Below are 13,527 nucleotides of genomic sequence, written 5' to 3'. Positions count from 1 at the left end.
AGACGGCGGAGCACCTCTCCGCCGAGACAACCGATTCGCCGACCGACTCGGCATCTCTGCATTGCCGATATCAGACGTTGCCACTGATGCTTGGTTCAGCAGGCATCGTCGACCGAATCACAGTTAACAAAAAAGCCCGGGGCGCCTGTACGCCTCCGAGCTTTCCGTTCCGTCCAGGGTCAGGTCAGTCGACCCAGACTCGCGCATTACGGAACATGCGCATCCAGCCACCATCGTCCTGCCACTCGTCCGGGCGCCAGGAGTTGGTCACGGCGCGGAACACCCGCTCGGGGTGCGGCATCATGATGGTCACCCGGCCATCGCGGGTGGTCAGCCCAGTGATCCCGCGCGGTGACCCGCCCGGGTTGGCCGGATAGCGTTCGGTGACCTTGCCGTGATTGTCGATGTAGCGCAGCGCGACGGTGCCAGAGAGATCGGCTTCGAGTAGCGCTTCTTCGCTTTCGAATTCCGCGTGACCTTCGCCGTGCGCGATAGCGATAGGCAAGCGTGAACCGGCCATGCCCTGGAGGAAGATCGACGGAGAGTCCTGGACCTGGACCATGGCCACACGCGCTTCGAATTGCTCGGAGCGGTTACGCACGAAGTGTGGCCAGGACTCGCTGCCAGGCACCAGCTCATGCAGGTTGGACAGCATCTGACAGCCGTTGCAGACACCAAGTGCGAAGCTGTCCCTGCGCTCGAAGAAGGCGCTAAAGTCTTCACGGGCACGGCTGTTGAACAAGATTGATTTGGCCCAGCCTTCGCCGGCGCCGAGGACGTCGCCATAGGAGAAGCCGCCACACGCGACCAGCCCCTTGAAGCGCTCGAGGCTGATACGCCCGGACAGGATATCGCTCATGTGCACATCGACCGCGGCGAAACCGGAACGGTCGAAAGCGGCCGCCATCTCGGTTTGGCCGTTGACGCCCTGCTCGCGCAGAATCGCCACCTCGGGTCGCGCGCCACGCTTGATGTAAGGTGCGGCGATATTTTCATTGACGTCGAAGCCCAGCGTGACGCTCAAACCAGGATTATCTTCTTCCAACAGCGCGTCGAATTCCTGATCGGCACAGTCGGCGTTGTCGCGCAGACGCTGGATCTGATAACTGGTTTCGGACCACTGGCGCTGCAGCAGGCGACGATCACCGGCGAACACATCCGCGCCATCGAACCTGATCGCCACGTGGCCATTGTTGACTGGCTGCCCGATAACCGAAACGCAGTCGGCGAGGCCCGCCGCGCTGAACTGCGCGAGCACGACCTCGGTATCGCCCTGGCGCACCTGAATCAGCGCACCCAATTCCTCGTTGAACAGTGCAGCCGGGATTTGCGCCGCGCTCTCTACCAGACCATCGAGGTTGAGGTTAAGACCACAGTGTCCAGCAAAGGCCATTTCCAACGCCGTGGTCAGCAAGCCACCGTCCGAGCGATCGTGGTAGGCCAACAACAGCCCATCGACATTGAGCCCCTGGATTACTGCGAAAAACGCCTGCAGATCTTCGGCGTCATCCACGTCCGGCGCCTGACGTGCCATCTTGCCGTAGACCTGCGCCAAGATCGACGCCCCCATACGATTCTGGCCGCGGCCGAGGTCGATCAGCACCAGATCTGTTTCGCCCTTGTCCAGTCGCAGCTGGGGGGTCAGGGTATGACGTATGTCCACTACCGGCGCGAAACCGGACACGATCAGCGACAACGGCGAGGTCACACTTTTCTCGGCGCCCTCGTCAGTCCAGCGGGTCTTCATCGACATCGAGTCCTTGCCGACCGGGATGGTGATCCCCAGCTCCGGACACAACTCCATGCCCACCGCCTTGACCGTGTCGTACAGACGCGCGTCTTCACCTGGATGGCCGGCTGCGGCCATCCAGTTGGCGGACAGCTTGATATCGGAAAGCTTCTCGATCCGGGCGGCGGCCAGGTTCGTCAGGGTTTCGCCAATCGCCATGCGTCCTGATGCAGGCGCGTCGAGCAGGGCCAGCGGCGTCCGCTCGCCCATGGCCATGGCTTCACCGGTATAAACATCGTAACTGGTGGCGGTCACCGCACAGTCCGCCACCGGGACCTGCCAAGGGCCGACCATCTGATCGCGTGCCACCATGCCAGTGATGCTGCGGTCACCAATGGTGATCAGGAAGCTCTTGCTGGCCACTGCCGGATGATGCAACACACGGTCGATCGCCTCGGACAGTTCAACTTGGTCAGCTGCGAAATCATCGCCAAGCTCGGCCTCACGGACAGCGCTGCGGTGCATGCGCGGCGCCTTGCCGAGCAACACGTTGAGCGGCATATCGACCGGATCGTTGCCGAAGTGGCTGTCAGAAACGGTCAGATGCGGTTCGGCTGTGGCTTCGCCTACGACGGCGAAGGGGCAGCGCTCGCGCTTGCAGATGGCTTCGAAACGCTCGAGATCGGCGGCATCGACCGACAGCACGTAGCGCTCTTGGGATTCGTTGCACCAGATTTCATGTGGCGCCATGCCCGGCTCGTCGTTGGGGACTTTGCGCAGCTCGAAGCGCCCGCCACGACCACCGTCGTTGACCAGCTCCGGGAAGGCGTTGGAGAGGCCACCGGCGCCGACATCGTGAATGAACTTGATGGGGTTCTTGTCGCCCAGCTGCCAACAACGGTCGATGACCTCCTGGCAGCGGCGCTCCATTTCAGGGTTGTCACGCTGCACCGATGCGAAATCGAGATCCGCCGAGCTGCTGCCGGTTGCCATCGACGAGGCAGCACCGCCGCCGAGGCCGATCAGCATTGCCGGACCACCGAGCACGATCAGCTTGCCACCAACCGAAATCTCGGCCTTTTGCACGTGACCTTCACGAATATTGCCCATGCCGCCGGCGAGCATGATCGGCTTGTGGTAGCCGCGAACCTCATCGCCACGCGGGGTGCTGATCGATTGCTCGAACGTGCGGAAGTAACCGTTCAACGCCGGCCGGCCGAACTCATTGTTGAACGCCGCGCCACCCAACGGGCCTTCGATCATGATGTCCAGCGGTGTGACGATACGCTCGGGCTTGCCGTACGGGACTTCCCAAGGTTGCTCGAAGCCAGGGATGTTCAAGTTGGAAACGGTGAAGCCGGTAAGGCCCGCTTTGGGCTTGGCACCACGGCCGGTGGCACCCTCATCGCGGATTTCGCCGCCGGAGCCAGTGGCAGCACCAGGAAAGGGGGCGATCGCCGTCGGGTGGTTGTGGGTTTCCACCTTCATCAGGATATGCACCGGCTCCTGGCTGGCCGCGTATTCGCCGGTGTCGGGATTCGGATAGAAACGCCCCGCCACGTTGCCGACGATCACCGCGGCGTTGTCCTTGTAGGCGGACAGCACCCCTTCGCCATGCAGCTGGAACGTGTTCTTGATCATGCCGAACAGGGACTTGTCCTGATTCTCGCCATCGATGTCCCAACTGGCGTTGAAGATCTTGTGACGGCAATGCTCGGAATTGGCCTGGGCGAACATCATCAGTTCGATGTCATGGGGGTTGCGCCCCAACCCGGTGAAACTCGTCACCAGATAGTCGATCTCGTCTTCAGCCAGCGCTAGGCCCAGATCCACGTTGGCCTGCTCCAGCGCAGCGCGCCCGCCGCCCAGCACATCAATCGCGGTCAGTGGCTTCGGCTCGGCATGGCTGAACAGGTTCGAGGCTTCCTCGAAACGCGCGAGCACCAATTGGGTCATGCGGTCATGCAGGGCGGCGGCGATCTGTTGGGCCTCAGCGTCGGAGAAATCCCCTGCCACGTAGTAAGCGATGCCACGCTCGAGGCGCTGAACCTTGGCGAGTCCACAATTGCGGGCGATATCGCTGGCCTTGCTCGACCAGGGGGAAATCGTTCCGAATCGCGGAATAACGAGGAACAACCGACCCGCGGGCTCCTGAACGGGAACGCTTGGACCGTACTTCAGCAGCCGGGAGAGCACGAGTTCCTCATCCGCGCCAAGCGTGCCGGATACTTCGGCGAAATGAGCGAACTCGGCGTACAACCCGCTCACGGCGGGGACCTTCGCGGTCAATTGTGCCAGGAGCTTGCCGTGACGGAAGGCGGAAAGAGCGGGAGCGCCGCGCAGGATCAACATCGTCGGAACAGCCTCGGAGGGGGGAGCAGTCGGGCCGCGTATTCTAGCCCATGACAGCGTCCGAGGCTAAGCCTGCTGCAAGCTCCACACACGCAGGGTGGATCACGCGTCTGCAATCCACCGTTCACACGGTGGATGCGAAAGACGCCATTCACGCTCGCCTGGAATGTGCCGCTGCGCGCTTAGTGCAGTATCTGACTCAGGAACAGCTTGGTGCGCTCGTTCCTCGGATTGGTGAAGAAGGTTTCGGGATCGGCTTCTTCGACGATCTCGCCCTTATCCATGAAGATCACCCGGTCGGCTACGGTGCGAGCGAAGCCCATTTCATGGGTCACGCACAGCATGGTCATCCCGCTTTCGGCGAGGCCGACCATGGTATCCAGTACTTCCTTGACCATTTCCGGGTCCAGCGCCGAGGTGGGTTCGTCGAACAGCATGATCTTCGGCTTCATGCACAGTGCCCGAGCGATCGCGACCCGTTGCTGCTGGCCGCCCGACAGCTGTCCCGGAAACTTGTCGGCCTGCTCCGGAATCCGCACACGCTCCAAATAATGCATGGCGATTTCTTCGGCCTGACGCCGCGGTAGCTTGCGCACCCACATTGGGGCCAGGGTACAGTTCTGTAGCACCGTGAGGTGCGGGAACAGGTTGAAGTGCTGGAACACCATGCCGACTTCGCTGCGGATCGCCTCGATCTGCTTCAGATCGTTGGTCAGCTCCACGTCGTTGATCACGATCCGGCCCTGCTGATGCTCCTCGAGACGATTGAGACAGCGGATGGTGGTGGACTTGCCCGAGCCCGAAGGCCCGCATAGAACGATGCGCTCGCCCTGGGTAACGTTGAGATTGATGTCCTTGAGCACATGGAACTGGCCGAACCACTTGTGCACGCCCTGCATCTGGATGACAGGCTCACCAGCTTGCTCGGGCTGATCGGATCGCAGAGATGTTTCGTTCATGATGCTTTTCCTTAATTCCGGTGGCCGGTGTCGAGCTTGCGCTCCAGGTGCATGGAATAGCGCGACATTCCAAAGCAGAACATCCAGTAGACCAGCGCCGCGAAGACGTATCCCTCGGTCGACATACCGAGCCAGGCAGGGTCCGACGTCGCACGCTTGATGCTGTTGAGGAAGTCGAACAAGCCGATGATGATCACCAGACTGGTGTCTTTGAACAGCGCGATGAAGGTATTGACTATCCCGGGGATGACCATCTTCAGTGCCTGCGGCAGGATTACCAGCACCATGCTGCGCCAATAGCCCAGCCCCATCGCCGCGGCCGCCTCGTACTGTCCTTTGGGGATCGCCTGCAGGCCGCCACGCACCACTTCAGCGATGTATGCCGCCTCGAAGAACACCACCATCACCATGGCCCGCATCAGCTTGTCGAGATTCATCCCCTCTGGCAGAAACAGCGGCAGCATCACCGAGGACATGAAAAGCACGGTGATGAGGGGTACACCACGCCAGAACTCGATGAACGTCACGCAGAGCACACGGATAGCCGGCATGCTGGAACGCCGACCGAGCGCCAGCAGAATACCCAGCGGCAAAGCGCCAGCAATGCCCACGGCAGCGATGACGATAGTCAGCATCAACCCGCCCCAACGGCTGGTCGGCACCGTTTCCAGACCGAGGAAACCACCGTGCAACAGCCAGTAGGCAAGCAGCGGATAGATCACTAGATAGGCAATACCGTAGCGCGCCTTGTGTCGCATTTGCCTAAGGAACAGAGGCGCAGCGCCAATGATTGCGAGCCAGCCCGTCAGGTCCACCCGCCAGCGCAGCTCTGCCGGGTAGAAGCCGTACATGAACTGGCTGAAGCGGGTCTGCACGAACACCCAGCACGCCCCTTCTCGAGTGCAATCGGCTCGTGACTCGCCACTCCAATCGGCCTTGATGATTGCCCATTCAATGATGGGCGGAACGACTAACCAGATCAGGTACAACCCGACAAGCGTCAGCAGTGTGTTGATCCAGCTGGAGAACAGATTGGCCCGCATCCAGGCCACTGCACCGATATTGGTGGAAGGCGCCGGCAGGTCCGGTTTGAAAGTATGGGTCGTCATGCGCTCGTCCTTACCGCTCGATCAGCGCGATGCGCTTGTTGTACCAGTTCATCAACAGCGAAATGCTGATGCTGATGGCGAGGTACACGCTCATGGTAATGGCCATGGTTTCGATCGCCTGTCCGGTCTGGTTGAGCACCGTGCCGGCAAACAGCGAGACCATGTCCGGATAGCCGATCGCAGCCGCTAGCGACGAATTCTTCGCCAGGTTGAGGTACTGGCTCGTCAGCGGCGGAATGATCACCCGAAGTGCCTGGGGAATGATGACCAGGCGCAGCACACGGCCGGGCCGGAGCCCGAGCGACGCCGCCGCTTCGGTCTGTCCATGGCTGACCGACTGGATGCCCGCTCTTACGGTTTCACCAATGAATGCGGCGGTATAAATCGACAGCGCCAGCACGATCGACACCAGCTCAGGGATTACCACCCAACCGCCACGGATGTTGAACCGCTGCAGCTCGGGGATTTCCCATAGGAACGGCCCGCCGAAGAGCAACGAGGACAGCCCCGGCACCGCGATGAACAGTGCCAGGCTGCTCCAGAACACCGGGAAAATCTGTCCCGTGGCATGGCGTCGGGCCCGAGCCCAGCGGTTGAGCATGACGATCGCCACCAGCGCCAGGAACATCGCAATCCAGAACGGCCAGAAGCCCTCCCCCGCACTCGGTGAAGGCATTTGCACGCCACGGTTGTTGACAAAAATGATGTCCCACAAGCTCAGGCTGTCACGCGGTCCCGGCAACGGGCTGAGCACGGCGAAGTAGACGAAAAAGATCTGCAGCAGCGGCGGGATATTGCGGAATGTCTCGATATAGACAGTGGCGATCTGGCGGATCAACCAGTTCGGCGACAATCGGGCGACGCCGAGAATGAATCCGAAGATAGTCGCCAGGATAATCCCGATGACGCTGACCAGAAGCGTGTTGAGCAAGCCGACCCAAAACACGCGTCCATAAGAATCGCTTTCGCTGTAGTCGATTAGATGTTGGGAGATGCCGAAACCGGCAGCGTTGTCGAGAAAACCGAAGCCTGAAGTAATGCCCCGGTGGGCAAGATTGGTCTGGGTATTGTCGAACAAAAACCAGCCGATCCCTACTACTGTGATGACGGCGATGACCTGGAACACCCAGGCACGTGCCTGCGGATCCGTGAGCAGCGAGCCGCGCGCTGCCCCCGTTTTGGCGATGGTTCGCATCAAGAAACCTCATACGGCGCTGCCGATGCGGGCGCACCGGCAACACTCATCCTTGAAACAAGGCCAGCTTCCCGCTGGCCCGGCGTGGTCAGCGCACCGGAGGTGCGTACTGCAGACCTCCATTGGTCCAAAGCGCGTTCAGTCCGCGCTCGATCTTCAGCTCGCTACCGGAACCAACGTTGCGATCGAACACCTCGCCATAATTGCCGACCTGTTTAACGATTTGCACTGCCCAATCCTTGGGCAGCTTCAGGTCCTTACCGTATTCGCCTTCCGCTCCGAGCAGACGCGCCACGTCAGGGTTCTTGGTGCTCTTGGCGGTTTCCTCGACGTTAGCAGCAGTCACGCCCAACTCCTCGGCATTGACCATCGCCAGCAACGACCAGCGCACGATATCGAACCACTCCTCGTCCCCCTGACGCACGGCCGGGCCGAGCGGTTCCTTGGAGATGACTTCGGGTAGCACGACATAGGCGTCCGGCTTGGCCAGCTTGATGCGCTGCGCGTACAACTGCGATTGGTCGGAGGTGAGCACATCGCAGCGACCGGATTCCAGCGACTTGGCGCTTTCGTCGGAGGTGTCGTAAGTGATTGGGGTGTACTTGAGGTTGTTGGCGCGGAAATAGTCGGAGAGGTTCAGTTCGGTGGTGGTCCCCGCCTGAATGCAGACTGTGGCACCGTCGAGCTCCTTAGCGCTGGATACGCCGAGCTCCTTGTTTACCAGAAAGCCCTGCCCGTCATAGTAGGTAACCCCGGTAAAGTTAAGCCCCATGGCCGCGTCCCGCGAACTGGTCCAGGTCGTGTTCCGCGAAAGCACATCGACTTCGCCCGATTGCAGAGCGGTAAAGCGTTCCTTGGCGGTCAACGGACTGAACTTGACCTTTTCTGCATCGCCGAATACCGCAGCCGCTACCGCACGGCAGACATCCACATCGATTCCTTTGTACTCGCCCTTGGCGTCAGTGTAGGAAAAGCCCGGCAGCCCGTCGCTGACGCCGCACTGCACGAAGCCCTTGCTCTTTACTGCATCCAGAGTCGCCCCTGCCTGCGCCAAGCCGCTGGTGCCCAAAAGTGTCGCGGCACCAAGCACGGCCAGTGTGGATTTAACCCTTATCATCGAAACCTCCAGTTTGCTTTTATTCTGCGGGGTCGGGGTCTTCTACAGCGTTGCCGCGGGCCAGTGACACGCGTCAACCGCTGCGGCAGAAGAACCTGACCTGAGTCTAGCCGCCGATTGATTATCGGCAACTCCTCCCGATGCGCTTGTCTGCAAGGACGCAGACGACACCGGCACATATGACGCATCGGAGCAAAGCAAGCGGCATACCAATCCTTCAGCGCGCACTCGGCGGGCCTGCCCGCTTCATTGAGAGCCCTCGTAAAGGTACTCTCGCCGCATATTGCTGCATCTACCCTTCGCGACCGCCCCAATATGAGGCGATCGCCCCAGACGGAGCCTGACATGAGTGCCCCCCTGATCATCGAACCGGAAACAACCGCCGACTCATGCGTCATCTGGCTACATGGCCTCGGCGCTGATCGTTATGACTTTCTACCTGTAGCCGAGGCTCTGCAGCAGCGGCTACTGAGGACACGCTTCGTGTTGCCCCAGGCGCCGACCCGAGCGGTGTCCATCAATGGCGGCTGGGCGATGCCAAGCTGGTACGACATCCTCGCCATGAGCCCGGCGCGGGCGATCGATCAGGCACAGCTCGAACAGTCGGCACAGACTGTGATAGCGCTGATCGAGGCGCAGCGTGATAGCGGCATCGATCCTCGACGCATCTTTTTAGCTGGCTTCTCTCAAGGCGGCGCCGTGGTCTATCACACCGCGTTCCTGCGCTGGGCCGGCCCGCTCGGTGGCGTCCTGGCCTTGTCTACCTATGCACCCACTTTCGGCGCCGATCTTGGCCTGTCGCCACTGCAGCAAAGCCTGCCGGTCCTCTGCCTGCATGGTTCGGACGACAATGTCGTTCCGTCCGCGATGGGACGTACCGCTTACGATTGCCTGGTACAAAATCAGATCGCAGCCGAGTGGCGCGAATATCCAATGGCTCACGAAGTGGTGCCGGACGAGATTCGCGACATAGGCGACTGGCTCGCTGCACGTCTCGATTGATCGGCATTACGGCGGGCGGGTCATCGAAGAAATGTGACGCCGCACGCCTGTCCGTACGGTCAAATAAGGCTACGCTTTGCATGGGTGGACACTATCTCGATGCGCCTGCTGTTGCAGCGCCCATCGCGGCCAGACGGGGCCGACCCAGCCAGTAGTCACGGGGCGCAGCGATAGTCATGACGAAGAGGTCATCCAACTGGATGTTGCGGTCATGAGGCTTGCCGAATGGCGGGCTGAAATGCAGCACCTCAAACGAGCGCGCTTGCTGGACCATGTTGACGAGCCCTGCCTGCGCTTGCTCCAGGAGGCCTTCGAGCCATGCCTGATCGCAACCGGCGATATCCTGCTTTCGCCGCTCGAGCACAACCATTACCTCTACCTAGTGCTCGATGGCGAGCTTGCCGTCCATCTCGATTCACTCGACGGTCAACCAGTACGAGCCATCGGGCCTGGGGATTGTGCGGGTGAGATCAGCTTCATGGACAACCTGCCGCCGTCAGCCTATGTCGTTGCCCTCGAACCCTCGGTGCTGCTGCGGCTGCATCGACGTTCGATGCAACTGCTCACCCGCTCGCCCAAGCTGATGCAGAACCTCGCCGAACTGCTTTGCCAGCGGGTTCGCCTGAGTGACCGGCTGATCATCAATAGCGAGCAGAACGCCAACGTCGACACCCTCACCGGATCCTTCAATAGGCGCTGGCTCGAACACATCTACAACCGCGAGAGCGCCCGCTGCGTTTTCAATAACCAACCCCTCTCCCTCCTAATGCTCGATGTCGATCGATTCAAGGACTATAACGACAAGCATGGCCACCTAGCCGGTGACCATGCCTTGTGCTTGGTTGTCGACACCTTGGGGAAATTGCTCCGTCCAACGGACAGCCTGGTGCGCTACGGTGGAGAGGAGTTCGTGATTCTGCTTCCCGATATGGCGCTGTGGGATGCGCGCGGGGTCGGCGAGCGCCTGCGCCAGAGCCTCGATGAGATCACCTCCTTCCGTTCGCCGATAGGCATCTTGCCTGGCGTGACGATTTCCATCGGTGTTGCACCGATGCAGCCCAACGACGATTTGAAAGCGCTGATCCAGGTTGCCGACCAAGCGCTTTACCAAGCCAAGGCGCAAGGACGAAACCGCGTGTGCGGCTAAGCAGGCGCAGCATGTGCAGCGCGCCCCGGGCAACCGCAGTGCCGGCCTGAGCAAGTCTTCGCCGTATCTGCTTCTTGCATTACACTGGCGGGCGAACCTTTATAGACAGAGAAGAAACCGTGCTCAAAGCACTTAAGAAAATCTTTGGCAAAGGCCCGGCAGAGCTACCTACCGCCCAGCCCGCCAGCGACACCTCGAAGCCTACCGATACGCCTGCGCAACTCGAAGCGAGAGCGGACGCACCTGCAGCAACGGAAACCAAGCCCCGCCGGGAGCGTTCACGCAAACCCGCCGCACCACCCGCGCCAGCTTGGAAACTGGAAGACTTCCAAGTCGAGCCAGCCGAGGGCAAGACCCGTTTTCACGACTTCAAGCTCGCCCCCGAGCTGATGCACGCCATCCACGATCTCGGTTTCCCTTACTGCACACCAATCCAGGCGCAGGTTCTGGGCTTCACGCTCAAAGGCAGTGATGCGATCGGTCGCGCCCAGACGGGAACCGGCAAAACCGCTGCGTTCCTAATCTCGACGATCACCCAGTTGTTGCAAACCCCACCACCCAGCGACCGCTACATGGGTGAGCCTCGCGCGCTGATCATCGCGCCGACACGCGAACTGGTGGTGCAGATTGCCAACGACGCGCTGAACCTGACCAAATACACCGGTTTGAACGTGATGAGCTTCGTCGGCGGAATGGACTTCGACAAGCAACTCAAAGCGTTGGAAAGTCGCTATTGCGACATTCTGGTTGCCACACCGGGGCGGCTACTGGATTTCAACCAGCGCGGCGAAGTGCACCTGGACATGGTCGAGGTACTGGTCCTTGATGAAGCCGACCGCATGCTCGACATGGGCTTCATTCCACAGGTTCGCCAAATCATCCGCCAAACCCCGCCGAAGAGCGAACGCCAGACGCTGCTGTTCTCCGCCACCTTCACTGAAGACGTGATGAATCTGGCCAAACAGTGGACCACTGACCCGGCGATCGTCGAAATCGAAGCGGAACATGTGGCCAGCGACACCGTCGAGCAACACGTTTACGCCGTAGCGGGCAGCGATAAATACAAACTGCTCTACAACCTGATCACTCAGAACGACTGGACCCGCGTGATGGTATTCGCCAACCGCAAGGACGAGGTTCGCCGTATCGAGGAACGCCTGACCCGCGACGGAATCAGCGCCGTACAGATGTCTGGCGACGTACCCCAGCACAAACGTATCCGCGCACTGGAAGGCTTTCGCGAGGGCAAGATTCGCGTCATGGTGGCGACCGATGTCGCGGGCCGTGGCATTCACGTCGATGGCATCAGCCACGTAATCAATTTCACCCTGCCGGAAGTGCCTGACGATTACGTGCACCGCATCGGCCGCACCGGTCGGGCCGGCGCCACCGGAACCTCGATCAGCTTCGCCGGCGAGGATGACGCCTTTGCCTTGCCAGCGATCGAAACATTGCTAGGACGCAAGATCAGCTGTGAGATGCCTCCAGCCGAACTTCTGGCTCCCGTCCCGCCCAAGCGTTAGACACCAATAGCACCTAACTATGTGCAGTAAAAAAGGCGAAGCCACTGATGGCTTCGCCTTTTTTATTGCCTTGCGCAATCGCCGTTCAAACCCGCCACATGTTTCTGAACCCAATCAGTGCTGTCCGGCGAATGCCTTAGCTGAAATAAGTCGTGTACTTCATTAGCTTGGCTGACCCACTACGACTGATCCCACCGCTGCGCCGCAGCCTGATCGCTGCAGCGGCCTTCGACCCAACGCGGGCCTGACGGGGTGTCTTCTTTCTTCCAGAACGGCGCGCGGGTTTTCAAGTAATCCATCACGAATCGGCAGCCATCGAACGCCGCCTCACGATGGGCGCTGGCGGCGCCGACGAAGACGATTGGCTCCCCCGGCTCGAGTCGTCCGACCCGGTGCAGAATCTCCAGCTTGAGCAAAGGCCAACGTGCGGCTGCCTCCTCAATGATCTTCAGCAATGCCTTCTCCGTCATTCCGGGCGCGTGCTCGAGAAACATCCCTGCTACGTCCTGGCCATCGTTGAAATCGCGGACGTAACCGACAAATCCAGTCACTGCACCGATACCGAGGTTCGACGCATGTAACGCGTTGAGTTCGGCGCCTGGGTCGAAAGGGGTCTGCTGTACACGCACGCCCATGGTCAGCCTCCGGTCACAGTGGGGAAAAATGCGACTTCATCGCCGTCTGCCAGCGGCTCGTCCAGGTCGCATAGCTCCTGATTGCGAGCGCACATCAGGTTTTGCTCGCCTAGCACCGCCCATTCGTTGCCCCGCGCCAATAGCAGCAAGCGTAGGTCGTCTACGTGTTGCAAAGAGGCATCCCACTCCAATTGCTCCACATCGAGCCCAAGCGCCTCACGATAGCGGGCGAAATACTGCACCTGAATCATGCCGGCACCTGCCAATGGCCGCTCTTTCCACCGAGTTTTTCCAACAGCCGAATGCCCTCGACGATCATGCCTTTGTCGACAGCCTTGCACATGTCATAGATCGTCAGCGCAGCGATGCTTGCGGCGGTCAACGCCTCCATTTCCACGCCGGTCTGGCCAGCCAGTTTGCAGCGAGCCTCGATCCGTACGCAGTCGTCGCCCAGCGGTTGCAGCTCGACCTTGATGCTGGTGAGCAGCAACGGATGACACAGAGGAATCAGTTCATGGGTTTTCTTCGCGGCCTGGATGCCGGCGATACGGGCGACCGCAAAAACGTCGCCCTTGGGATGTCCACCCTGTTGGATCATCTGCAAGGTTTCGGGGCGCATACGGACCTTCGCCTCCGCCACCGCTTCACGTGCCGTAACGGCTTTGGCGGTGACGTCGACCATGTTGGCCCTGCCCTGGGAATCGAGGTGGGTGAGCATTTGCAATCCTGCTGAAACTGTCGGGTCCCCGAGTTTAGCTC

The 13,527-nt window shown here is 60.5% G+C and carries 11 protein-coding genes; 3 read left to right on the top strand and 8 right to left on the bottom strand.

Features of this window, described 5'->3' with window-relative positions:
* Positions 1-184 precede the first annotated feature (184 nt).
* From purL to UF78_RS05145, 5 genes are all read right to left on the bottom strand, one after another.
* Positions 185-4,081: a phosphoribosylformylglycinamidine synthase gene (gene purL / locus UF78_RS05165; RefSeq protein WP_045160957.1), complete on the bottom strand. Its 3,897-nt coding sequence runs from the start codon at positions 4,079-4,081 to the stop codon at positions 185-187.
* Between the two features lie 182 nt (positions 4,082-4,263).
* Positions 4,264-5,040, bottom strand: coding sequence for an amino acid ABC transporter ATP-binding protein (locus UF78_RS05160; RefSeq protein ID WP_045160956.1), 777 nt, complete (start codon positions 5,038-5,040; stop codon positions 4,264-4,266).
* A gap of 11 nt (positions 5,041-5,051) precedes the next feature.
* The gene (locus UF78_RS05155; protein WP_045160955.1) at positions 5,052-6,149 is read right to left on the bottom strand and encodes an amino acid ABC transporter permease; all 1,098 of its coding nucleotides are present in this window, start codon (positions 6,147-6,149) and stop codon (positions 5,052-5,054) included.
* Positions 6,150-6,159: 10 nt separating this feature from the next.
* The gene (locus UF78_RS05150; RefSeq protein WP_045160954.1) at positions 6,160-7,344 is read right to left on the bottom strand and encodes an amino acid ABC transporter permease; all 1,185 of its coding nucleotides are present in this window, start codon (positions 7,342-7,344) and stop codon (positions 6,160-6,162) included.
* A gap of 88 nt (positions 7,345-7,432) precedes the next feature.
* Positions 7,433-8,461, bottom strand: coding sequence for an amino acid ABC transporter substrate-binding protein (locus UF78_RS05145; RefSeq protein ID WP_045160953.1), 1,029 nt, complete (start codon positions 8,459-8,461; stop codon positions 7,433-7,435).
* A 345-nt stretch (positions 8,462-8,806) separates the two neighbouring features.
* On the opposite strand from UF78_RS05145, the gene UF78_RS05140 reads away from it, so the two are divergent.
* The 3 genes from UF78_RS05140 (at position 8,807) to rhlB (ending at position 12,133) form a co-directional block, all read left to right on the top strand.
* Positions 8,807-9,463 carry an alpha/beta hydrolase gene (locus tag UF78_RS05140; RefSeq protein ID WP_045160952.1) on the top strand — a complete coding sequence of 219 codons (657 nt, stop codon included), beginning with the start codon at positions 8,807-8,809 and terminating at the stop codon, positions 9,461-9,463.
* A 211-nt stretch (positions 9,464-9,674) separates the two neighbouring features.
* On the top strand, positions 9,675-10,610 hold the full coding sequence (locus UF78_RS05135) for a GGDEF domain-containing protein (RefSeq protein WP_045160951.1): 936 nt from the start codon (positions 9,675-9,677) through the stop codon (positions 10,608-10,610).
* A gap of 119 nt (positions 10,611-10,729) precedes the next feature.
* On the top strand, positions 10,730-12,133 hold the full coding sequence (gene rhlB, locus UF78_RS05130; protein WP_045160950.1) for an ATP-dependent RNA helicase RhlB: 1,404 nt from the start codon (positions 10,730-10,732) through the stop codon (positions 12,131-12,133).
* A gap of 179 nt (positions 12,134-12,312) precedes the next feature.
* Here the strand turns inward: rhlB and moaE are convergent, their stop codons facing one another.
* The 3 genes from moaE to moaC are packed head-to-tail and all read right to left on the bottom strand — an operon-like array spanning position 12,313 to position 13,486.
* Positions 12,313-12,768 (bottom strand): molybdopterin synthase catalytic subunit MoaE, encoded by a 456-nt coding sequence (moaE, locus tag UF78_RS05125; RefSeq protein WP_045160949.1) that lies wholly within the window; start codon positions 12,766-12,768, stop codon positions 12,313-12,315.
* A gap of 2 nt (positions 12,769-12,770) precedes the next feature.
* The gene (locus UF78_RS05120) at positions 12,771-13,019 is read right to left on the bottom strand and encodes a MoaD/ThiS family protein (protein ID WP_045161104.1); all 249 of its coding nucleotides are present in this window, start codon (positions 13,017-13,019) and stop codon (positions 12,771-12,773) included.
* Positions 13,016-13,486 carry a cyclic pyranopterin monophosphate synthase MoaC gene (gene moaC / locus UF78_RS05115; protein WP_045160948.1) on the bottom strand — a complete coding sequence of 157 codons (471 nt, stop codon included), beginning with the start codon at positions 13,484-13,486 and terminating at the stop codon, positions 13,016-13,018. The genes UF78_RS05120 and moaC overlap by 4 nt, the downstream gene beginning before the upstream one ends.
* Positions 13,487-13,527 lie beyond the last annotated feature (41 nt).

The sequence above is a fragment of the Stutzerimonas stutzeri genome, assembly GCF_000952685.1.
Taxonomy (GTDB): Bacteria; Pseudomonadota; Gammaproteobacteria; order Pseudomonadales; family Pseudomonadaceae; genus Stutzerimonas; species Stutzerimonas stutzeri_E.
The sequence above is the reverse complement of the archived record's forward strand: the minus strand, read 5'-3'. Positions and strand labels throughout refer to the sequence as shown.

Excerpts from the sequence above, each read along its gene's own strand:
- UF78_RS05120 (WP_045161104.1), bottom strand. The coding sequence starts at position 13,019 with ATGATTCAGGTGCAGTATTTCGCCCGCTATCGTGAGGCGCTTGGGCTC.
- UF78_RS05135 (WP_045160951.1), top strand. The coding sequence starts at position 9,675 with ATGAGGCTTGCCGAATGGCGGGCTGAAATGCAGCACCTCAAACGAGCG.
- UF78_RS05145 (WP_045160953.1), bottom strand. The coding sequence starts at position 8,461 with ATGATAAGGGTTAAATCCACACTGGCCGTGCTTGGTGCCGCGACACTT.
- moaE (WP_045160949.1), bottom strand. The coding sequence starts at position 12,768 with ATGGGCGTGCGTGTACAGCAGACCCCTTTCGACCCAGGCGCCGAACTC.
- UF78_RS05160 (WP_045160956.1), bottom strand. The coding sequence starts at position 5,040 with ATGAACGAAACATCTCTGCGATCCGATCAGCCCGAGCAAGCTGGTGAG.
- UF78_RS05150 (WP_045160954.1), bottom strand. The coding sequence starts at position 7,344 with ATGCGAACCATCGCCAAAACGGGGGCAGCGCGCGGCTCGCTGCTCACG.
- moaC (WP_045160948.1), bottom strand. The coding sequence starts at position 13,486 with ATGCTCACCCACCTCGATTCCCAGGGCAGGGCCAACATGGTCGACGTC.
- UF78_RS05140 (WP_045160952.1), top strand. The coding sequence starts at position 8,807 with ATGAGTGCCCCCCTGATCATCGAACCGGAAACAACCGCCGACTCATGC.
- UF78_RS05155 (WP_045160955.1), bottom strand. The coding sequence starts at position 6,149 with ATGACGACCCATACTTTCAAACCGGACCTGCCGGCGCCTTCCACCAAT.
- purL (WP_045160957.1), bottom strand. The coding sequence starts at position 4,081 with ATGTTGATCCTGCGCGGCGCTCCCGCTCTTTCCGCCTTCCGTCACGGC.